A 21,286-nucleotide genomic window follows, 5' to 3' on the forward strand; every position below is an offset into this window, starting at 1 on the left:
CTGCGAGTGATTCCCCATGTTTGAACGCCTTATCCAATTTGCCATCGAGCAGCGCATCATCGTGCTGCTGGCGGTGCTGTTGATGGCCGGAATCGGCATCGCCAGCTATCAGAAGTTGCCCATCGATGCGGTGCCCGACATCACCAACGTGCAGGTGCAGATCAACTCCGCAGCGGCCGGTTACTCGCCGCTGGAAACCGAACAGCGCATCACCTTTCCCATCGAAACCGCCATGGCCGGGCTGCCGGGGTTGCAGCAGACCCGTTCGCTGTCGCGCTCCGGGCTGTCCCAGGTGACGGTGATTTTCAAGGACGGCACCGACCTGTTCTTCGCCCGTCAGTTGGTCAACGAACGCCTGCAAGTGGCCCGCGAGCAGTTGCCCGACGGTATCGAAACCGCCATGGGGCCGATCTCTACGGGCCTGGGGGAAATTTTCCTGTGGACCGTGGAGGCCAAGGACGGCGCACTCAAGGACGACGGCACGCCCTACACCCCGACTGACCTGCGGGTGATCCAGGACTGGATCATCAAGCCGCAACTGCGCAACGTGCCGGGCGTGGCCGAGATCAATACCATCGGCGGTTTCGCCAAGGAGTATCAGATCGCCCCCGACCCTAAGCGCCTGGCCGCCTACAACCTGACCTTGGGCGATCTGGTCACAGCGCTGGAGCGCAACAACGCCAACGTCGGCGCCGGGTACATCGAGCGCAGCGGTGAGCAGTTGCTGATTCGGGCGCCGGGCCAGGTGGCGTCGGTCGACGACATTGCCAATATCGTGATCACCACCTCGGACGGCACGCCGATTCGCGTGCGCAACGTGGCGCAGGTCGACATCGGCCGCGAGTTGCGCACGGGGGCGGCCACCGAAAACGGCCGGGAAGTGGTGCTGGGCACTGTGTTCATGCTGATCGGCGAAAACAGCCGCACGGTGTCCCAGGCGGTGGCGAAGAAACTTGAGGAGATCAATCGCTCGCTGCCCGCAGGCGTGGTCGCGGTCACGGTCTACGACCGCACCAACCTGGTGGAAAAAGCCATCGCCACCGTGAAGAAAAACCTCTTCGAAGGGGCGCTGCTGGTGGTGGCCGTGCTGTTCCTGTTCCTGGGCAACATTCGTGCGGCACTGATCACCGCGATGGTGATTCCGCTGGCGATGCTGTTCACCTTTACCGGGATGTTCACCAACAAGGTCAGCGCCAACCTGATGAGCCTTGGCGCGCTGGACTTCGGCATCATCGTCGACGGCGCGGTGGTGATTGTCGAAAACGCCATTCGCCGCCTGGCCCACGCGCAACAACGTCACGGGCGATTGCTGACGCGCAGCGAACGCCTGCACGAAGTGTTCGCCGCCGCCAAGGAAGCGCGGCGTGCGCTGATCTTCGGGCAGTTGATCATCATGGTGGTGTACCTGCCGATCTTCGCCCTCACCGGGGTGGCCGGGAAGATGTTCCACCCGATGGCGTTCACCGTGGTGATCGCCTTGCTCGGCGCGATGATCTTGTCGGTGACCTTCGTGCCGGCGGCCATTGCGCTGTTCGTCACCGGCAAGGTCAAGGAGGAAGAAAACCTGGTGATGCGCACCGCACGCCGCGCCTATGCGCCGGTGCTCGATTGGGTGATGGCGCGCCGTCCGCTGGTGTTTGGCTTGGCGGTGTTGACCATCGTGGGTTCGGGCTGGGTCGCCAGCCGCATGGGCAGCGAGTTTATCCCCAGCCTCAGCGAAGGCGACTTCGCCCAGCAAGCCCTGCGCGTACCCGGCACCAGCCTCACGCAATCGGTGCAGATGCAGCAGCAATTGGAAAAAACCTTGATGGCCCAGGTGCCGGAAATCGAGCGGGTGTTTGCACGCACCGGCACGGCGGAAATCGCCTCGGACCCCATGCCGCCGAACATTTCCGACAGCTACGTGATGCTCAAGCCGAAGGACCAGTGGCCGGACCCGAAAAAGTCCCGCGAAGCCCTGGTCGCCGATATCCAGCGTGCCAGTGCAATTGTGCCGGGCAGTGCGTATGAACTGTCGCAACCGATCCAGCTGCGCTTCAACGAGCTGATTTCGGGCGTGCGCAGCGATGTGGCGGTGAAGGTGTTTGGCGATGACATGGCGGTGCTGAACAGGACCGCCGCTGAAATCGCCGAGACCTTGCAAACCCTCAACGGTGCCTCGGAGGTAAAGGTGGAGCAGACGTCCGGCCTGCCGGTACTGACCATCAATATCGACCGCGACAAGGCCGCGCGTTTTGGCCTGAATGTGGGCGATGTGCAGGACACCATTGCCGTCGCCGTTGGCGGGCGCCAGGCCGGCACGCTGTACGAAGGCGACCGCCGTTTTGACATGGTCGTGCGTTTGTCTGACGCGTTGCGCACCGACATTGACGGCTTGTCACGGTTGTTGATCCCGGTGCCGGCGTTGGCCAGCAATGCCTCGGGGCAATTGGGGTTTATTGCGTTGTCCCAGGTGGCCAGCCTGGACCTGGTGCTTGGCCCCAATCAAATCAGCCGCGAGAACGGCAAGCGCTTGGTGATCGTCAGTGCCAATGTGCGTGGGCGTGACATTGGCTCGTTTGTGGATGAGGCCGAGGCGGCCATTACCGCGCAAGTCAAGGTGCCAGCCGGTTACTGGACCACCTGGGGTGGCCAGTTCGAACAATTGAAAGAAGCCTCCGAGCGTTTGCGCATCGTGGTGCCGGTGGCCTTGCTGCTGGTGTTCGGGTTGCTGTTCATGATGTTCAACAACCTCAAGGATGGGTTGCTGGTGTTTACCGGCATTCCGTTCGCGTTGACCGGTGGGATCATGGCGCTGTGGCTGCGTGATATTCCGCTGTCGATCTCGGCGGGAGTGGGGTTTATCGCGTTGTCTGGTGTGGCAGTGCTCAACGGGCTGGTGATGATTGCGTTTATCCGCAACCTGCGCGAGGAGGGGCGTTCGTTGTCGGTCGCGATCCACGAAGGCGCGCTGACACGCTTGCGCCCGGTGTTGATGACCGCGCTGGTGGCGTCCCTCGGCTTCATCCCCATGGCACTGGCCACTGGCACCGGCGCCGAAGTGCAGCGCCCGTTGGCGACGGTGGTGATCGGCGGCATCATCTCCTCCACCTTGCTGACCTTGCTGGTGCTGCCGGCCCTCTACCAATGGGCCCATCGCAAAGAAGAGTCATGAAACACCACAGACAACATGTAGGAGCTGGCTTGCCGGCGATGCAGGCGCCTCGGTGTATCAGTGGCAGCGCAGTGATGCCATCGCAGGCAAGCCAGCTCCCACAGGGAATTGCGTTGTTCTTGAGTAGGAGCCGGCTTGCCGGCGATGCAGGCGCCTCGGTGTATCAGTGGCAGCGCAGTGATGCTATCGCTGGCAAGCCAGCTCCTACAGGATGCGCGTCTGATTTATAGGGGGAAGACCAGCCGAAACAAAGTGAAGCCACCGGGCAGGCTGCGCACGTCAGCCTGGCCCTGATGCAGGGTCATGATCGACCGCACGATGGCCAGCCCTAAACCGGTGCCACCTTCCGTGCGTGCGCGGCTGCTGTCGACGCGGTAGAAGCGTTCGAACAGGTGGGGCAGGTGTTGAGCTTCGATCCCCGGGCCCGGGTTGCTCACCGACACCGAAGCGTGATTGCCATAGGCCTCCACCAACAACGAAATGTTCGAGCCTTGCGGAGTGTGGCGGATCGCATTGGACAGCAGGTTGGAAAGGGCGCGCTGGATCATCAGGCGGTCGCCTTGCACCTGGGCATCGCCGCTCAAGGTCAGGGTCAGCTGCTTGTCCTCGGCGCTCAGGGCGAACAGCTCCATTACACGATGGGCTTCGTCGGCCAGTGAAACAGCAGTGAACGAAGCCCGCGCGGCGGGGTGGCTCACCTGGGCCAGGAACAGCATGTCGGAGACGATGCGCGCCAAGCGCTCCAGCTCTTCGGTGTTGGATTCGAGCACCGCCTTGTATTCCTCAGGCGGCCGCTGGCGCGACAGCGTCACCTGGGCCTTGCCCATCAGGTTGGTCAGGGGCGCACGTAGTTCGTGGGCGAGGTCATCGGAGAATTGCGAGAGCTGCTGCACCCCGGCGTCCAGACGCTTGAGCATCACGTTGAAGCCCTGCGCCAACTCACCCAGCTCCTGCGGCAGGTTGTCGACGGACAAACGATGCGTCAGGTCCTGGGTGGTGACCTTGGCCGCGATCTGGCTGAATTGCTTCAACGGCGCCAACCCCCGTTGTACCAGCCACCAGGCGCCCATGCCGATCAGGATCAGCAGCATCGGCAGGGCGATCACCGTGGCGCGCAGGTAGGCACTGAGCAACGCCTGGTCGTCCATGCGGTCCAGGGACAGCACCACGCGCACCCGTTCACCGCTGGCCAGGCGCATCAGGCTGGAGGCGCTGAGCACCTGGTTGCCGTAACTGTCTTCCCAGTTGAGATAGCCGAGGGTCTCGCGGTGCGCATAGTCCGTCAGCAACGGCTCCTGGGGCTTGGCCCCGATGCTTAGCAGCACGCTGTTATCTGGTGCGGTGCCGACGATGGTCAGGTAAAAATTGTCATGGCCCATCACCAGGTCCATCAGCGAATGGGGGCGAGCGCGGATGGCGCGGGTGTCCAGGCCCTGGGAGAGGCTGTGCTGGATCTGCTCCATCTTGCTCTCCAGGCCCTTGCGCGCGAGTTTTTCCAGCTCGAAGGTGAGGGCCAGGTAAGCCAGGGTCGCCAACAGCAACACCAGGCCTGCGCCCATTAGGCTGACGGTCAGCCCCAGGCGCATCGACAGGCTGCCGGACCTCATGGGCGCGCCTCCAGCACGTAGCCCACGCCGCGAATGGTGTGGATCAGTTTCACTTCGCTCTGATCGTCCACCTTGGCCCGTAGGCGGCTGATGGAGACCTCCACCACGTTGGTGTCGCAGTCGAAATTCATGTCCCACACCAGCGAGATGATCTGTGTGCGGGTCAGCACTTCTCCGGCCTGGCGCATCAACACCTGGAGCAGGGCGAACTCCTTGGTGGTCAGGTCGATGCGCCGGGTGCCGCGATAGGCGCGGTGGCGGCGCGGGTCCAGTTCCAGGTCCGACACGCAAAACACTTCCGGCTGCGGGATGTGTTCGCTGCGCCGTAGCAGCGTGCGCACCCGCGCGAGCAACTCGGGAAATTCGAAGGGCTTGACCAGGTAATCGTCGGCGCCCATGTCCAGGCCTTTGATCTTGTCGTCCAGGCGGCCACGGGCGGTGAGCATCATCACGCGCTGGGTGCCGTTGCGGCGCAATTGTTCCAGCACGTGCCAGCCATCCTTGCCGGGCAGGTTGACGTCGAGTATCACCAGTTCGTAGGCGTGTTGCCCGGCCAGGTGCAGGCCGTCGATACCGTTGGCGGCGCAGTCGACCACGTAGCCGCTTTCACTGAGACCTTGCTGCAGGTAGGCAGCGGTTTTTTGCTCGTCCTCAACCACAAGGATACGCATGGGGAATGACCTTTTTCGCGATGAGAAGGGGGATCCATTTCCTTATGGAGGGTGTTGCCGGGGAGCCGCAGACTCTGAACCGTGAAGTCACTTCAGGGTCAACTGCGACCATCGGTCGCAACTAAAGTGAACAGCCAAAAAAAACGCCCCAGTGGGGCGTTAAAAATCCATCTCTTTCCAAAGGAGCTACACAAAAGCTTCAGAGATGAATGTGCTCGGTGTTGCAACTTGAGGCCAGTCTACGAAGTTCAACTTAACGAGAAGGTGAGGCCAATATTACAGTTTTGATAACTGGCTATTTGTGAACAGATGTTAGTCAAGCGCGAACGAATGTAATGACTCAGAGAATAGTCATGGGGTATTCGGCAATCACGCGCACTTCTTCCAGGTCTGACTCGAATGCACTGGAACGCACCGTGGCCTGACGCAAACGCAGCGACAAGTCTTTCAAGTTGCCACTTTGCACCACGTACTTGGCTTCGATATCACGTTCCCAACGACGTTGATCGGTCAACGGGTTGCCCGCCCCGTCGCGGCGCATGTACACCGCGTTGGCGTTGCTGTAGTCGGCGCCGGTGCCCTTGCCGTAGCGGGTCATGAACGACAGGCCGGGAATGCCGAATGCCTGCATGTCCAGGTCATAGCGCACCATCCACGAACGTTCCTTGGGCGAGTTGAAGTCGCTGTACTGGATCGAGTTGTTGAGGAAGATCGAGTCGGACTGGCGCAGGTAATCGAAGTCGTCATCGCCGTTGTTGCGCTGGTGCGACACGGCCACGCTGTGGGCACCGACCTTCACCCCGACCCTGGCGCTCCAGATGCTGTTGTCGAACTCGCCCAGCCGCTTCTTGCCCTCATCCACGGCCTTGTAATAGTTGACGTCGCCGAACAGCGAGATGTCTTCGTTCAGGGGGTAGTTGGCGGCGCTGCCCAGGTAGTACTGATCCCAGGCGTCCTTGAGACGGCTGCTGTACAGGCTCAGGCTGAGGTGCTTGTTCACCGTGTAATCGCCGCCGAAATAGCCGATCCAGGGCGAGTCGACCTTGCCTGCGTAGAACGTTGCAAAGCCGTTGTTCATGCCACTTTCATTGGGCTGGCTCATGCCGCTCAAACGCCCGCCTTGCAGGCTCAAGCCTTCGATGCTGGTGTTTTGCGCGGTCACGCCACGAAAGCTTTCGGGCAATAGGCGCGAGTCGCCGTAGGCCACCACCGGCGTAACTGGGAACACGTCGCCAGCCTTGATCACGGTGTCGAGCACGCGCAGTTTCGCGGCGCCACCGACCTTGCTGTAGCCAGTTTCCGGATGGTTTTCGCTCTCTACTGGCAGCACGCCGAACGAACCCTTGCCGCCACTGCGACCAGTGCCCGAATCGAGCTTGAGGCCGTACATGGCAAATGCGTCCAGGCCAAACCCCACGGTGCCTTGGGTAAAACCGGACTCGAACTTGCCGATCAACCCCTGCGCCCAGGCTTCGGAATAGCCATTGCCGGTAGGGCTGGACTGGCCCTTGCGGTCATCGCGGTTGAAGTAAAAATTGCGCGCCAGCACATTCAGGCTGCTGCCTTCGATAAAGCCTTCTGGCTTGCCTTCCACAGCCACGGCGGCCAGGGGCAGTGCGGCAATCAATGAAAAGGGAAGGGTGTAATACACAGTGCTCATGTTTCGCTCCTCGGTAGTGGCAGTGTTCAGCTTCTTATTGAAGTGGGCGTTTTTATTGATCTGGCCCGGGCTGATAGTTGCAAACTGCAGATAACGGCGAAGTGGCGCGAACATTACAATTCTGGAAACTAGCGTCCATCTAACAAATAAGTAATGTTCTGGTGAACATCGCGTCAGGGTTCGCTGGTTACGCTCGGCACTGAACTTTCAGACGAGGAACCAGCAATGAACTTTTATAAACTTGGCCTGGGTGTACTGGCTGCAGTGTTGTCATTTGGCGCAATGGCCGAGGGCGGTGGTGATCGCACGTTTGCGTTGATGATGGAGCGCAATGAAAAAGCGATGGCCGACTATGCCAACCGGGTCGGCAAGCCTGCGCCCGAGGTGCAGGCGTATCGCTACGGCATGAAACTGGACATTGCCAAGGTGGTCAACGTCACGCCGCCGATCCGTTCGTGCAATCCAGTGCCGTCGCGCATGACCTACGAAGACTCCAGCGGCAAGCTCAATACCCTTGAATATCAAGTGATGGGGGTATGCCGAAACAACGGCGGTTAATGGATCCAAAAAATCAGTGGAATACAGCAAAAAAAGCGCTTCAGAAAACGCCGGCAGCGCCGATGCAGGTCAGATCCTTCTCCCTATTAGACCCATCGGTGCCCCATGTTCAACACCCGTTTGAAGCAGGAGCTGTCGGCTCTTCGCGAAGAGTTGTCCAGCTTGCAACAGGTCAAGGAGAGCCTGGAAAGCGAAATGCTGTGCCTGACGCTGGATGCCGATGGCCGTGTTGAGTGGGCCAATGCCAATTTCCTGCAGGAGCTGGCTTACCCGTCCGGCAGCATTGTGGGGCGCCCCATCGAAGACCTCGTGCCGGCGCACGTGCGCCAGGACGAATTCCAGAAGCGCTTCAAGAATGCCCTGGTGCGCGGTGAACACTTCGCCGGCACCGTGCGCCTGATGCGTGGCAATGGCCAGGAAGCCTGGTTGCGATCGATCGTACAGCCGGTGCGCAGCTCGGATGGGCGCATCAAGCACTTCTCGATCTACTCCAGCGACCTGACCCGCACCATCGAGGCGTCGCGCGAGCATGAAAACCTGATCACCGCGCTGGTGCGCTCTACCGCCGTCATCGAGTTCGACCTGGGTGGTCACGTGCTGACTGCCAATGATCGCTTCCTGGGCGGAATGGGTTACAGCCTGGCGCAGATCCAGGGCAAACATCACCGCATGTTCTGCGATCCGGAAGAGTCCAACAGCGTTGAGTACCAGAACTTCTGGAAACGCCTGAACGCCGGTGAGTTCGTGGCGGCGCGTTTCAAGCGTGTCGACAGCCGTGGCCACACGGTATGGTTGGAAGCCACCTACAACCCGGTGATGGATGCGACTGATCGGTTGTACAAAGTGGTCAAGTTCGCCACGGTGATCACCGACCAGGTCAACCGGGAACAAGCGGTTGCCGAGGCCGCCAATATCGCCTACAGCACCTCGCTGCAAACCGACAACAGCGCCCAGCGCGGCACCACCGTGGTGACCCAGGCGGTGGATGTGATGCGTGACCTGGCCAAGCATATGCAACAGGCGGGCGAAGGGATCGAGGCGCTCAACGACCAATCCCAGGTGATCGGCACCATCGTCAAGACCATCAGCGGCATCGCCGAGCAGACCAACCTGCTGGCGCTCAACGCGGCCATCGAAGCGGCCCGCGCCGGTGAACAGGGGCGCGGTTTTGCGGTGGTGGCCGATGAGGTTCGCCAGTTGGCCTCGCGCACCAGCAAAGCCACCGAGGAGATTGTCGGCGTGGTGCGCCAGAACCAGGACATGGCCCGCGATGCCGTGGCCCTGATGACCGATGGTCGCTTGCAGGCCGAGCAAGGCCTGGCCCTGGCGGCCGAAGCGGGCACGGTGATCGTGGAGATCCAGGACGGTGCGCAAAAGGTGGTCAGCGCCGTGGGGCAATTCGCCAATCAGCTGTCGAGCTGAGCGTAGGGCTCAGGTATCGTAGGTTTCTTTCCTGCTTGAAGAGCCGACCGTCCATGAGCCCTACCCACCGTCGCCCCGTTCCGCTGTCCAAGGCCTACCGCTTGCTCAACCACGGGCCGACCGTGCTGGTGAGCGCTGCGCACGAGGGCCGGCGCAATATCATGGCCGCCGCCTGGGCCATGCCGCTGGATTTCGAGCCGCCCAAAGTCGCGGTGGTGCTGGACAAGTCCACCTGGACCCGCCAATTGCTCGAAGGCGCCGGCACCTTTGTGCTGCAAGTGCCGTGCGTGGCCCAGGCCGACCTGGTGCAGACGGTCGGCAATACCAGCGGGGCCGATATCGATAAGTTCGCCGCCTACGGCTTGCAGGTGTTCAGCGGTGAACACACCAAAGCCCCGTTGCTGGAAGGCTGCGTGGCCTGGCTGGAATGCCGCCTGCTGCCTGAACCCCACAACCAGCAGACCTATGACTTGTTCCTGGGCGAAGTGGTCGCGGCCTATGCCGACGAGCGCGTGTTCAGCGAGGGGCATTGGCATTTCGAAGGGCAGGACCCGTTACGCACCTTGCACCACATTGCGGGCGGAAATTTCCTGAGCATCGGTGAGCCCATCACCGGCAAAACCCTCGCCTAACCCCATTTTGTAGGAGCCGGCTTGCCGGCGATGCAGGTACCTCGGTGTATCAGGTGCCCTCCAGTGACGTCATCGCCGGCAAGCCGGCTCCTACAGGGTTACCAGCGTGCCTGGCTGAGGGCGTCGGCAAATGCCATCAGCTTCGGCGAGTATTGCCGCGACGGCGGATAAACTAGTGATATGGCCCGGCTACGTCCGGCAACGTCTTCCAGTACGGGCACCAGGCGGCCGGCGTCCAGGTCATCGCGCACCGCGAAATCCATGACTTGGGCGATACCGAAACCGCCTACGGCAGCGTCCACCAGCGCGTCACCAAGATCAAAGATCAAACGCCCTTCGACGCTCACGTCCTGCACCTTGTTCTCCAGCATGAACTGCCAGTCCACCATGCGCCCGCTGCGCAAATTACGCACGGTGAGGCAGTGATGGTCTTTCAGGTCGCCAACACTGTGCGGCGTGCCAAAACGCGCCAGGTAGGACGGGGCTGCGACGGTGATCCAACGCAGCGGCGCCAGGGTGCGGGCGATCAGGCGCTGGTCCTGGATTTCGCCGGTGCGCAACAGTGCGTCGAAGCCTTCGTCAACGATGTCGACCAGGCGGTCGGTCATCACCGCTTCGATGCGCAGTTCGGGGTGACGCAAGGTCAACTCGCCGATCACCGGCATCACCACCTTGCGCCCGAACAACGATGGCGTGCTGATCTTCAACAGGCCGGACGGGTTGCTGCGCCGGTCGAGCAACAGCTTCTCGGCTTCCGCCAGTTCTGCCAATAGCGGTGCGCTTCGCTCGTAGAGCAGTTGCCCGTCGGGAGTGAGGCTGACGCTGCGGGTGTTGCGTTGCAGCAAGCGCACGCCCAGCTCGCTTTCCAGGCGTGAAATGGCGCGGGACAAACCCGACTGGGTCAACCCCAGGTCACCCGCCGCGCGCGTGAAGCTGCGGGTTTCGGCCACGCGGACTAATAGGCGAACAGCATTCAGATCCATGATTTAAGTCATTACTGAAAGAGTGAAAGCGCTATTTATCATCTGAGGTGCATAAAAGACACTGGCCGCACTTAATTAACTGGCAGGACGCTGTGATGTCGCCCTCTAAACCCTCTGGCTGGATGCTGATGCTGTTGGCCACTGCGCAACTGATCATCGCCCTCGACGCCACCATCGTGTTTGTCGCCTTGCCGCAGATCGGCACGCACTTGGGCTTTTCTTCTCAACAATTGCAGTGGGTGGTGAGTGCCTACACCGTCGCGTTTGGCGGGTTTCTGCTGCTGGGTGGCAGGGCTACCGACTTGCTGGGCAAGCGCCGGCTGTACCGTGTTGGGCAGTCGTTGTACGCGCTGTCATCCCTGGCAGCGGTGCTCGGCGGCAGCGCGATGTTGCTGGTGCTGGCGCGGGCGGTGCAGGGCGTCGGCGGGGCGTTGCTGTTTCCGGCGACCTTGGCGTTGATCAACACGCACTATGCCGAAGGGCCTGTGCGTAACCGTGCGTTCGCGGTGTGGAGCGCGGCATCGGCGGCCGGCTTGGCGTTGGGTGCGTTGTTGGGTGGCGTGCTCACTCAGGTGTGGGGCTGGGAGGCGGTGTTTCTGGTGAACGTGCCGTTGGCGGGTGGTTGCGCATGGGGGGCGCGTTATTGGATCCCGGCAGATGGCGAGCGGGCCCCTGGGCGCAACTTCGATATCAGCGGCGCGCTGACGGTCACGCTCGGTGGCACCTTGTTGGTGTTCTCTCTGGTGCAAGGCCCGGAGTGGGGCTGGACGTCGCCGTCGACGCTGGGCTGCATGGCCTTGGCGGTAGCGCTGCTGGGGCTGTTCGCCTGGATCGAACATCGTGGGCACGACCCGTTGATGCCGCTGCGTTTGCTCGCCTATCGCGAACTGCGCATGGCGATGGTGCTGACGGCGGTGTTCATGAGCAGTTTTGGCGTGCAGTACTACTTCCTGGCGCTGTACTACCAGCAGGTCTATGGCTACAGCGTGTTGCAGGCGGGCTTGGCGTTCTTGCCAGCCACCTTGGTGTGCACGTTCGGGATCTGGCTGGCGGAGCGTTCGCTGGCAACGCTGGGGTTGCGTAACACACTGGTGAGCGGGCAGCTGGCTGGCGCGGTGGGCATCGCCTGGGTGTGCTGGGCGTTGCCGACGGGGGTAGGGTTCTGGTCGCTGCTGCCAGGGATTTTTATCCTGAGCATTGGCCAAGGCATGACATGGACGGCGATGTGGGTGGCAGCCGGTTTGGGCATTCGCCCGGGAGAGCAGGGCGTGGCGGCGGGGATGGCGTCTACCAGTCAGCAGATCGGCGGCGCGCTGGGGCTGGCGGTGCTGGTGTCGGTGGCCAATGCCGGTGGGATCGAGCACGCGTTGTGGTGGAGTGCGGCGATTGCCCTGACGGGAGCGGTGTTAGCGTTGAGGCTCCAGACCCGCAGTCCCAAACCCATCCCGATAGCGCAATTGTAGGAGCCGGCTTGCCGGCGATAGCAGCTTTGAGACAAGCGCTCATTTCGCGGGCCTCATCGCCGGCAAGCCGGCGCCTACGAGGGCGTGTTTCAGCGCCCGAGCATCTTCACCCAGCGCGACGGCGGCATGCCGTAGGTGCTGCGAAATTGCCGGGTCATGTGGCTCTGGTCGGTAAAGCCGGCCGTCATCGCCGCATCCACCAACGATTGGCCTTGGGCCAACAGGCTGCGCACCAGGTCCAGGCGGCGCATCGTCAGGTAACGGTAGGGGCTGGTGCCGAACAGCAGGCGAAAATCCCGCGACAAGGCCCAGCGGTCGCGGCCGGCGTGGTCGGCCATTTCTTCCAGGGTGATGCTGCGGCCCAGGGCGCTGTGGATAAATTCCCGGGCGCGTTCGGCAGCCACGTAGTCGAAGCTCTTGCGGCTTACGATCCCTCCCGAGACGTTGCTCAGTGCGTGAGCCAGGTCGAACAGGGCGTCCTGCTCCTGCAAAGGGTCGATGGGGCTGTCCAGGTTCTGCAGCAGCACTTCGCTGGCGCGAAACAGCCTCGGGTCGGTGGACAAGCCATTGGGGATGAACGGCAACGGCTTTCCGCCGAGGATCTGCTGGATCAGCGACGGCTCGACGTAAATCATCCGGTACTTGAAACCGTCCTCGCTGCCGGCGTGGCCGTCATGGGTTTCATCCGGGTGAAGCACCATGGTGGTGCCTGGCACGCTGTGGATCATGTCACCACGGTAGTGAAAGCTCTGCACGCCGGACAAGGTTCGCCCAATGGCGTAGGTGTCATGGCGATGCGGGTCGAAGGCGAAGCCGGCAAAGTACGCCTCGATGCGGTCCAGGCCGCTGGCATGCGGCGCGCGGTGCAGCCAGTCGAGGGTGCGAGTGGGAGTGCCCATGGTGGCTTGTCACAAAATAGAGGTGGAAACACGTTAACCCAGTCTGCATTCCTTGTCTGCCGGGGTCTTGTACGATTGTGCAGGGTGGGGGCGGGGCCTATGATCACCGCTTATGTGTTGCGTTGACGGAGCTGCCCCATGGATTTTTTCAAGCTTGCCTACCTGGCCCCTCTGGTTTCACTGGGCTTGCTCTGGATCGTTGCCGTCGTCACCCCCGGGCCGAACTTCTTCAATATTGCCCAACTGGCCGCCAACGGTTCGCGTCGCCATGGTGTGGCGGCTTCGGCTGGCGTGGCTTCTGGAACGATCCTGTGGGGGCTGGCAGGGGGCTTGGGGATCAAGTCGCTGTTCACCGCCGCGCCCATGCTGTACCTGGCCTTCAAGATTGTCGGCGGCTGCTACCTGATCTACCTGGGACTCAAGCTTTTCAAACGCTCGGCGCCTGCCGCCGGCCCGGACCAGCAGCCGGTTGAGCCTCGGCGCTCGATGTTTTCAGCCTGGCGCCTGGGGCTGCTCGGCAACGTGTCCAACCCCAAGTCGGCGTTGTTTGTCGCGACAATTTTTGCATCGACCATGCCGCCCTCGCCGTCGCCGATGTTGTTGACTCTGGCGGTGACCGTCATGGCCACCCTGTCGTTCAGTTGGTACTGCGCCGTGGCGTTGGTGTTTTCCAGCGAGCGCATGGCCAGTCTCTACAGCCGTTCGCGCAAGTGGCTCGACCGCTTCGCCGGTGGCTGCTACGTGTTGTTCGGCGCGCACCTGGTAGCGAGCCGCTGACCTGCCATGGTAAGAAGCCTTACTTTCAACAGTGAGGCCGGGTCATGAGCAAGGTGCGGGTAGGTATTATTTTTGGTGGCCGTTCGGCCGAGCACGAAGTCTCGCTGCAATCGGCGCGCAACATTGTCGACGCCCTCGACCGCACACGTTTCGAGCCGGTGCTGATCGGTATCGACAAGGCCGGCCACTGGCACCTCAACGACACCTCGAACTTCCTGATCAACCAGGAAAACCCGGCCTTGATCGCCCTCAACCAGTCCAACCGTGAATTGGCGGTGGTGCCCGGCAAGCCCAGCCAGCAGGTGGTGGAAACCACCGGCAACGGCTTGCTCGAACATATCGACGTGATCTTCCCGATCGTCCACGGCACTCTGGGCGAAGACGGTTGCCTGCAAGGTTTGCTGCGCATGGCCGACCTGCCATTCGTGGGCTCCGATGTGCTGGGCTCGGCAGTGTGCATGGACAAGGACATCAGCAAGCGCCTGCTGCGCGATGCGGGTATTGCCGTCACGCCGTTCATCACCCTGACCCGTGGCAACGCGGCGCGCACGTCCTTTGACAGGGCGGTGGATAAGCTCGGTTTGCCGATGTTCGTCAAACCGGCCAACCAAGGCTCGTCGGTGGGGGTGAGCAAAGTCGGTAGCGAAGCCGAATACCTGGCGGCCGTCGAGCTGGCGTTGGGTTTTGATGAAAAAGTGCTGGTGGAATCGGCGGTACAGGGCCGTGAAATCGAGTGCGCCGTGCTGGGCAACGACAACCCCATCGCCAGTGGCTGCGGTGAGATCGTGGTGAGCAGCGGTTTCTATTCCTACGACAGCAAATACATCGATGCCCAGGCCGCCCAAGTGGTGGTGCCGGCGGACATCAGCCAGCAAGCCAGTGAGCGAATCCGTCGCCTCGCCATTGAGGCATTTGAAGTGCTGGGCTGTTCCGGCCTGGCGCGGGTCGACGTGTTCCTCACCGAAGACGGTGAAGTGTTGATCAACGAAATCAACTCGTTGCCCGGCTTCACCCGCATCAGCATGTACCCCAAGCTGTGGCAGGCAGCGGGGATGAGCTACAGCGAGTTGGTGAGCCGGTTGATCGAACTGGCGCTGGAGCGACATGCGGGGCGCAAGGGCCTGAAGATTAGCCGCTGAGTTTTCCGAAGTCCCGATATGTCGTCAGGGGTTACCGAGGACTTCTCGAAAAATATCCGGCCTGCTGGCCGCAATGTGCAGCAGTGAGCGCGCCGCTCCAGAGGGAGAGCGGCGCCCTTGTTCCCATTCTTGAAGCGTTCTGACCGAGACCCCTAGAAGCTCGGCAAACTTGGGTTGCGACAGCCCTGTTTTGCTTCTCGCTTCTGCAGCTTGTGTGATCTCAACCTTGTGTGCAGCACCGAAATGTCCTGCTTTGACATCCTGAACGGCCGCCAGTAATTCTTCGCCGATATTGCGTTTGGCGTCTCGTTCCTTAAGTTGTTTTTCAGTGAGTGGCATGGTTCATTTCCTTCGCGATTCTGTACAGGATGTGCGCTGGAATAGTCTCGGCTGCGCCTTTGCCATAAATCAGTAGTACCACCAGGGCCCCGCATGCCAACTGTGTGGTATAGATCACCCGCACAGATCCGCTCTTGCCTCGGCCATCCAAGCTCCAGCGTACTTTTCGGCAACCACCGGAGCCTGGCACGACTTTTCCGGCCTCTGGATGATTGGCTAGAAAAGCCATGAACATTCCTCTTTCCTCCTCTGTCCAGTAATCAGGCCATAGTCTGCTGAACAGCGGGGATTCGATGATCGTTAGCACGCGAAATTCTACGTCTATGACGTAGCCTCTGGCAAGGAAGGGCGGGCTAGAAAGTCGCAGGCGCGATGGAGGTATTCAAGAGGCGTTTCATCGCAAAAAATGACAGGGCGCGTGAGTACGGGTGGTATGAGTAGGACCTGTCTCAGTTGCCCGTAAGCCCTCTTTCATCGGCCCGTCCGAGCGATCCACGAATACAGCAATGTCTTTGCCTCTTGCGGGTGATGGGTCCTTCGGCGGTAGCTGGCGAATGCCGGTGATGTGCAGTAGGTACACACCTCGCTCACGTCAATTTGCGCACGGGAAACCCCGGCTGCCTGCAGCAGGATCAACCCATACCCACTCAAATCAAACCAGGCACTGCCCGTCTGTTGCGCCGACGGCGGAGTGATTTCGGGTGACAGTAATGGTGTCGGCTGCTCAACGCACCATGGCGCCTTCCGGTCCTGCCACAAATGCCCTTGGTTCGCCTGTAACTGTGCAATGAACCCTTCGCTCACCTCATAGCAACACGGTTTGATCGAAGGCCCAATGGCCACCTGCAACTGGCCAGCGGCAATCCCCTCGGCGACAAAACGCTGTACGGCATTGGCGATGATCCCGGCCCGCAGGCCCTTCCAGCCGCCATGCACCGCCGCAACCCTTTCTCCGTTGTTCGAGGCGATCAGGATCGGCAGGCAGTCGGCCGTGATCACCGCGATGGCAGGATGCTCGCGGGTAAACACGCCGTCGGCTTCCACCGTGTTGGCCTCCAGGCCCGCCTGCCACTCGATCACCGAGGCACTGTGCACCTGTTTGCAGATGAACACATCCTCCGGGCGCAGCGGGTCATTGATCGTACAAAAACCGTGATCGACACCCGGGATGGCGCCGAGATTAGTAGCGTGCTGCACGTTACGTTCTCCGTTGATTAACCCGTCAGTCGCCGACCGCTTCGCCTTCACGCCGAGGGTCGGCACCGCCGCTCAGCGTTGCCTTGCCCTGGGCATCACGGGTGCGAACGATGGCCTGAATGCCACTGGTCATGTCGATCTCGCTCAACGCGTGCCCCTTGTCCTTGAGCGTCTGTTTCAGTGCGGGACTGAACAGGCCTTGTTCCAGCTCGGTCGCCCCATTGCGACTGCCGAAGTTGGGCAGGCTGATGGCGGCTTGCGGGTCGAGCTTCCAGTCAAGCATCGCCACCAGGGATTTGCTGACGTATTCGATGATCTGCGAACCACCGGGTGAGCCCACCGTGGCCAGCAGCTCGCCACTCTTGCGGTCGAACACCAGCGTCGGCGCCATGGCTGAACGCGGGCGCTTGCCGGGTTCGACTCGGTTGGCCACCGGCTGGCCGTTTTCTTGCGGGATGAAGGAAAAGTCGGTCATCTGGTTGTTGAGCAAAAAGCCCTGGACCATCACATGGGAGCCGAACGCTGCTTCCACTGTGGTGGTCATCGACACGGCGCCGCCCTCGTCATCCACGGCCACCACTTGCGAGGTGGAGATGCGCAGCGGCGAGCGGTCGGGTGCATAGGCCACCTGGATGCCGGCAGGTGTGCCCGGCTTGGCGATACCCATGCTGCGTTCGCCGATCAGGCTGGCGCGCTGGGCCAGGTAGCCCGGTGCGACGAGTCCGGCGACCGGCACGGGCACGAAGTCAGCATCGGCCACGTACAAGCCCCGGTCGGCAAACGCCAGGCGACCGGCCTCGGCCAGCAGGTGAACGGCCTCAGGCGTCGGTTCAAGGCCGGCAGGTGATGGGCTCTTGACGGGCGTCATCGGCGCGATGGCCAGGCGCGGGTCGCGGGCTTCCAGCGCCTGCAAGGTGCCCAGGATTTGCGCGACTGCGATCCCGCCGGAGGACGGAGGCGGCATGCCGCACACCTTCCACTGTTTGTAGTCCGTACACAGCGGTGCACGCTCCTTGGCGGTGTAGCCCTTGAGGTCCGCCTGGGACAGGCTACCCGCGTTGCGATGGCCCTGGACCTTGCGCGCGATCTCATCGGCAATCGGCCCGTGGTACAGCGCGTCCGGTCCATCTTCGGCAATGCGCCTGAACACGGCGGCCAGCGCCGGGTTTTTCAGCAGCGTACCGGTGGCCTTGGGCGTGCCATCGGCGTTCAGAAAATACGCCGCCATTTCTGGCGACTGGGGAATGTAGCGGTCAGCGGCGATCAGCGCGTGCAAGCGCGGCGAAATGGCAAAACCCTGCTCCGACAAGCGAATCGCCGGCTCAAACAGTTTGGCCCATTGCAGGTGCCCGGTTCTCTGGTGCGCCATTTCCAGCGCGCGCAGTACCCCGGGGGTGCCCACTGAACGCCCGCCGATCTGTGCGTCGGGAAACGCCATGGGCGTGCCGTCCGCCTTCAGGAACAAACGTTCCGTTGCGCCGGCGGGGGCGGTTTCGCGGCCGTCGTAGGCGTGCGCGGCTTTCCCGTCCCACAGCATGATGAACGCGCCACCACCGATACCTGACGACTGTGGCTCCACCAGGGTCAACACCGCCTGCATCGCAATGGCGGCGTCAATCGCCGAGCCGCCCTGGCGCAGCATTTCACGCCCGGCTTCGGCCGCCAGCGGGTTGGCGGCGGCGGCCATGTGGCGCTCGGCATGGCGGGTGGTGAGGTCGGTGCGATAGCCCGAACCCAGTTCCGGTGCCGGTGGCTGATCGTTGACAGGGGTATGGCAGGCTACCAGGGTGAGGGCGGCTGCAATGACCGACAACTGCCGGCGAGAAATCGAAAACACGCGCTGAACTCCGTTCATTTTGAGAATGATCTGTTGTCCTTGGGGTACTGCCTTTTACAGGTAAATCGTGCCTTGCAGGAAGAGCACGGCATGGCCCGAGATAATCACGCGGTCGCCCTGGAGCGCGCAACGCAGTTGACCACGGCGCCGGCCGCCTTGTTCAGCTGTGAGTTGCTGCTTGCCCAGGCGCTCGGCCCAGAATGGCGCGAGGGAGGTGTGGGCCGAGCCCGTCACCGGGTCTTCATTGACACCCACGTTCGGGCCGAACCAGCGGGAAATGAAATCGAATCGCGTGCTTTTGGCGGTCACGGCGATCCCGCGCTTGGGCAAACCCTTGAGGCGGGCGAAGTCCGGCGTCAACGCGGCGACCTGTGCTTCATCGTCGAGCAGCACGATGTAGTCATCGGTGGCGAAGACGTCGGCGTTCTCAATCCCCAGTGCGCTCAACAGGCCGGCGGGTGGTTCACACGGTTGGGGCTGCTTGGCCGGGAAATCCATGGCCAGTTCGTCGCCAGTGCGCGTGACCCGAAGTTCGCCGCTGCGGGTGGCAAAGCGCAGCACCTCGGGTGCATCCGCCAGCTTGTGGATCAGCACCCAGGCGGCGGCGAGCGTGGCGTGGCCGCACAGGTCCACCTCGACTTCCGGGGTGAACCAGCGCAGTTCGTAGACGTCACCGCGAGGCACAAAGAAGGCGGTTTCCGAGAGATTGTTCTCGGCGGCGATGTTGTGCAGTTGTTCGTTGGGCAGCCACTCGGTGAGCGGGCAGACGGCTGCCGGGTTGCCGCCGAATGCGTGGCTGCTGAAAGCGTCGACTTGGTAGATGTCCAGTTTCATCGGGGGCACTCCGTGTAGGGGGAGGTTGGACACTAACAGCGGTACTCCGGAGCGTCGCCGTACAGATGGGGTCTTTTTTCGGGCGCAGGTGCGCAGGCTCAGCCCAGTCGCAACACCATCGCCCCGGCGGCGATGATGCAGGCCGCGATCACGCGCACCCGCGTCAGGTGTTCCTTGAGCACCAGGGCCGAGATCACTACGCCAAACAGGATGGATGTTTCCCGAAGGGCTGAGACGGTGGCGATGGGGGCCGCTGTCATCGCCCAGAGTGCCAGGCCATAGGACGCCACGGTGCCCAGGCCGCCGACCACGCCTTGGCGCCAGTGGCGCACGCAATATTCGCAGAACGCCGTTCGCCTGGCGGCCAGGGCCCAGGCAGCGAGGGGGATGCCGGTCAGCAGGAAGATCCACAGTGTGTACGCCGCCGGCGCTCCGGACTTGCGCACGCCCAAGCCGTCGATGAGGGTGTAGCCGGCAATTACACCGGCGTTGACCAGCGCCAGCATCAACCCTTTGCCATGCCCGGCCGAAGGGGCGACGGCCATGCTCAAGATGCCGGAGGAAATGATCGCGATGCCGACCCAAGCCGGCACTGACAGTGATTCCGCCAGCAGGAATACACTGATGATGGCCACCAGCAAGGGCGCGGTGCCTCGCATGATCGGGTAGGTCTGGCTCATGTCGGCAACGCGGTAGGTCGCAGCGACGAGGACGAAGTACGCGACCTGCAGGATCACCGAGGCGCCAATGAAGGGCCAGCTTTCTCGTGCCGGCAGTGGCAGAAACGGAATGGCCGTCAGAGCGATCAGCGATGCGATGGAGGTGATCATGCAGGTGGTCAGAAGCTTGTCGCCGCCGCCCTTGACCACGGCGTTCCAGGTGGCGTGAAGTAAGGCGCCCAGCATGATGACGGCGAACACATCAAGGCTCATGAATCGGGTTTCCTGTGGGACTCAAGTCAGCGTCGTGGGGAGTGGACCGCTGCGAGTATGCCCCAGCACTTTTCTCCAGGCATAAAAAAACGGCTTACCTTTCGGTAAGCCGTTTTTAGTACTTGGTGGCTACACAGGGACTTGAACCCCGGACCCCAGCATTATGAATGCTATGCTCTAACCAACTGAGCTATGTAGCCAAGTGGCGCGCATTATTCGCGTAGAACGACAATGCGTCAAGCGTTTATTTTGAATTTTTATCTACGCTTTCAACTGTTTAAGCAAAATCGGGCGAAACAGCGACGAGCGGCGCTGCTCTCGCATTGGTTTTATGCACGTTTGCGATAGCGTGACGCGCTTGGGCAGATATCCCTGCCGCCCAGCGCGTTGTCCGGCTTATCGGTTCATGGTGTTGTGGGTGGCGCGCTTAAGTTGTTCACGTGCCCGCGACAGGCGTGAGCGCACGGTGCCGATCGGAATGTCCAGTACGTCCGCAGTGTCCTGATAGCTGCCGTCGGTTTCCAGCGAGGCGTACAACGTCCTGCGCATCTCTGCCGGCAGATGGTCGATGGCGCTCAGGGTTTTTTCCAGGCGTCGGTTGACCTCGAATTCCCAGTCCAGATTCCGGCTGTCCTCCTGGCCGTGCCACAACGCTTCGTCGAATTCGCAATGCACGGGTTTGGCGTACATGCGCCGGAAGTGGTTGCGGATCAAGTTTTGCGCAATACCGCACATCCAGGTGCTGAGGGTGGCATTACCGCAGAAGCGCTCGCGGTTGCGCCAGGCTTCCAGGTAGGTCAGTTGCAGAAGATCGTCCGCATCTTCCGGGTTGAGTACGCGTTTGTGAATGAAGCGGCGCAGCTTTTTTTGTTGGTCGTCTGTCAGGTGGAGCATGAATTGAGGCGAGCTGCCAACAAGGTGGGCTAAATCTTCAATAGGGATATTCACGATTTATTCCTCTGGGTGAACGCTGACGAAATGGTTTCGTCGGGAACCCCTTTTGCACTGGCTATGCCAAGCGGAATTAATGAATAACCTATTGATTTACATGCATATATATCTTGAATTGACGCGTATTTGTGCAAGGCGTTGCAATCGGCGCGTACGGCTCATGCAAGTTTTTTCAACTGTGGTGGGTCCTCAAGTTTTGATGGAACCAGGTCACAGTGGCTTGCCACACAG

The 21,286-nt window shown here is 61.5% G+C and carries 17 protein-coding genes, 1 tRNA gene and 2 pseudogenes; 8 read left to right on the top strand and 12 right to left on the bottom strand.

The window, feature by feature from the left end; genetic code table 11:
• Positions 1-16 precede the first annotated feature (16 nt).
• Positions 17-3,154: a CusA/CzcA family heavy metal efflux RND transporter gene (locus AC07OV_RS16615; RefSeq protein ID WP_495092600.1), complete on the top strand. Its 3,138-nt coding sequence runs from the start codon at positions 17-19 to the stop codon at positions 3,152-3,154.
• Between the two features lie 224 nt (positions 3,155-3,378).
• Here the strand turns inward: AC07OV_RS16615 and AC07OV_RS16620 are convergent, their stop codons facing one another.
• The 3 genes from AC07OV_RS16620 to AC07OV_RS16630 form a co-directional block, all read right to left on the bottom strand.
• The gene (locus AC07OV_RS16620; protein WP_495092601.1) at positions 3,379-4,761 is read right to left on the bottom strand and encodes a heavy metal sensor histidine kinase; all 1,383 of its coding nucleotides are present in this window, start codon (positions 4,759-4,761) and stop codon (positions 3,379-3,381) included.
• A complete protein-coding gene (locus tag AC07OV_RS16625; protein WP_176995229.1) occupies positions 4,758-5,432 on the bottom strand; it encodes a heavy metal response regulator transcription factor in 675 nt (224 codons plus the stop codon). Before AC07OV_RS16625 ends, AC07OV_RS16620 begins: the two co-directional genes overlap by 4 nt.
• Before the next feature lie 340 nt (positions 5,433-5,772).
• The gene (locus AC07OV_RS16630) at positions 5,773-7,092 is read right to left on the bottom strand and encodes an OprD family porin (protein ID WP_494996487.1); all 1,320 of its coding nucleotides are present in this window, start codon (positions 7,090-7,092) and stop codon (positions 5,773-5,775) included.
• Between the two features lie 225 nt (positions 7,093-7,317).
• Here AC07OV_RS16630 and AC07OV_RS16635 point away from each other — a divergent pair, with 225 nt between their 5' ends.
• The 4 genes and pseudogenes from AC07OV_RS16635 to AC07OV_RS16650 all read left to right on the top strand — a co-directional run bounded on the left by AC07OV_RS16635 (position 7,318) and on the right by AC07OV_RS16650 (position 9,704).
• Positions 7,318-7,650: a DUF2790 domain-containing protein gene (locus AC07OV_RS16635; RefSeq protein WP_495092602.1), complete on the top strand. Its 333-nt coding sequence runs from the start codon at positions 7,318-7,320 to the stop codon at positions 7,648-7,650.
• 195 nt (positions 7,651-7,845) lie between these two features.
• A pseudogene (locus AC07OV_RS16640) lies at positions 7,846-8,532 on the top strand (PAS domain-containing protein); the annotation flags it as partial.
• Between the two features lie 108 nt (positions 8,533-8,640).
• A pseudogene (locus AC07OV_RS16645) lies at positions 8,641-9,072 on the top strand (methyl-accepting chemotaxis protein); the annotation flags it as partial.
• A gap of 53 nt (positions 9,073-9,125) precedes the next feature.
• Positions 9,126-9,704, top strand: coding sequence for a flavin reductase family protein (locus AC07OV_RS16650; RefSeq protein WP_494996489.1), 579 nt, complete (start codon positions 9,126-9,128; stop codon positions 9,702-9,704).
• A 98-nt stretch (positions 9,705-9,802) separates the two neighbouring features.
• Here the strand turns inward: AC07OV_RS16650 and AC07OV_RS16655 are convergent, their stop codons facing one another.
• On the bottom strand, positions 9,803-10,687 hold the full coding sequence (locus tag AC07OV_RS16655) for a LysR family transcriptional regulator (protein WP_495092603.1): 885 nt from the start codon (positions 10,685-10,687) through the stop codon (positions 9,803-9,805).
• Positions 10,688-10,809: 122 nt separating this feature from the next.
• On the opposite strand from AC07OV_RS16655, the gene AC07OV_RS16660 reads away from it, so the two are divergent.
• Positions 10,810-12,150 (top strand): MFS transporter, encoded by a 1,341-nt coding sequence (locus AC07OV_RS16660; RefSeq protein WP_494996570.1) that lies wholly within the window; start codon positions 10,810-10,812, stop codon positions 12,148-12,150.
• 89 nt (positions 12,151-12,239) lie between these two features.
• Here AC07OV_RS16660 and AC07OV_RS16665 read toward each other — a convergent pair whose 3' ends face one another.
• Positions 12,240-13,049: an AraC family transcriptional regulator gene (locus AC07OV_RS16665; protein ID WP_176995223.1), complete on the bottom strand. Its 810-nt coding sequence runs from the start codon at positions 13,047-13,049 to the stop codon at positions 12,240-12,242.
• A 138-nt stretch (positions 13,050-13,187) separates the two neighbouring features.
• On the opposite strand from AC07OV_RS16665, the gene AC07OV_RS16670 reads away from it, so the two are divergent.
• A complete protein-coding gene (locus tag AC07OV_RS16670) occupies positions 13,188-13,826 on the top strand; it encodes a LysE family translocator (RefSeq protein ID WP_176995222.1) in 639 nt (212 codons plus the stop codon).
• Positions 13,827-13,870: 44 nt separating this feature from the next.
• Entirely contained in the window at positions 13,871-14,965 is a 1,095-nt protein-coding gene (gene ddlA / locus AC07OV_RS16675; protein WP_495092604.1) for a D-alanine--D-alanine ligase, read from the top strand.
• A gap of 24 nt (positions 14,966-14,989) precedes the next feature.
• On the opposite strand, the gene AC07OV_RS16680 is transcribed toward ddlA, so the two are convergent.
• From AC07OV_RS16680 to AC07OV_RS16710, 7 genes are all read right to left on the bottom strand, one after another.
• Entirely contained in the window at positions 14,990-15,304 is a 315-nt protein-coding gene (locus tag AC07OV_RS16680; RefSeq protein WP_176995220.1) for a helix-turn-helix domain-containing protein, read from the bottom strand.
• A gap of 471 nt (positions 15,305-15,775) precedes the next feature.
• Positions 15,776-16,501, bottom strand: a complete 726-nt coding sequence (locus AC07OV_RS16685) for a purine nucleoside phosphorylase YfiH/LACC1 family protein (protein WP_495092632.1) — start codon at positions 16,499-16,501, stop codon at positions 15,776-15,778.
• Between the two features lie 25 nt (positions 16,502-16,526).
• Positions 16,527-18,356, bottom strand: coding sequence for a gamma-glutamyltransferase (gene ggt, locus AC07OV_RS16690; protein ID WP_495092605.1), 1,830 nt, complete (start codon positions 18,354-18,356; stop codon positions 16,527-16,529).
• A gap of 36 nt (positions 18,357-18,392) precedes the next feature.
• Positions 18,393-19,172 carry a PhzF family phenazine biosynthesis protein gene (locus tag AC07OV_RS16695; RefSeq protein ID WP_494996494.1) on the bottom strand — a complete coding sequence of 260 codons (780 nt, stop codon included), beginning with the start codon at positions 19,170-19,172 and terminating at the stop codon, positions 18,393-18,395.
• Positions 19,173-19,270: 98 nt separating this feature from the next.
• A complete protein-coding gene (locus tag AC07OV_RS16700) occupies positions 19,271-20,104 on the bottom strand; it encodes an EamA family transporter (RefSeq protein ID WP_495092606.1) in 834 nt (277 codons plus the stop codon).
• A gap of 123 nt (positions 20,105-20,227) precedes the next feature.
• Positions 20,228-20,304 (bottom strand) — tRNA-Met (locus AC07OV_RS16705).
• A gap of 196 nt (positions 20,305-20,500) precedes the next feature.
• Positions 20,501-21,052 (bottom strand): RNA polymerase sigma factor, encoded by a 552-nt coding sequence (locus AC07OV_RS16710; RefSeq protein ID WP_176995216.1) that lies wholly within the window; start codon positions 21,050-21,052, stop codon positions 20,501-20,503.
• Positions 21,053-21,286: the final 234 nt, after the last annotated feature.

The sequence above is a fragment of the Pseudomonas sp. GW821-FHT09A09 genome (assembly GCF_059418405.1).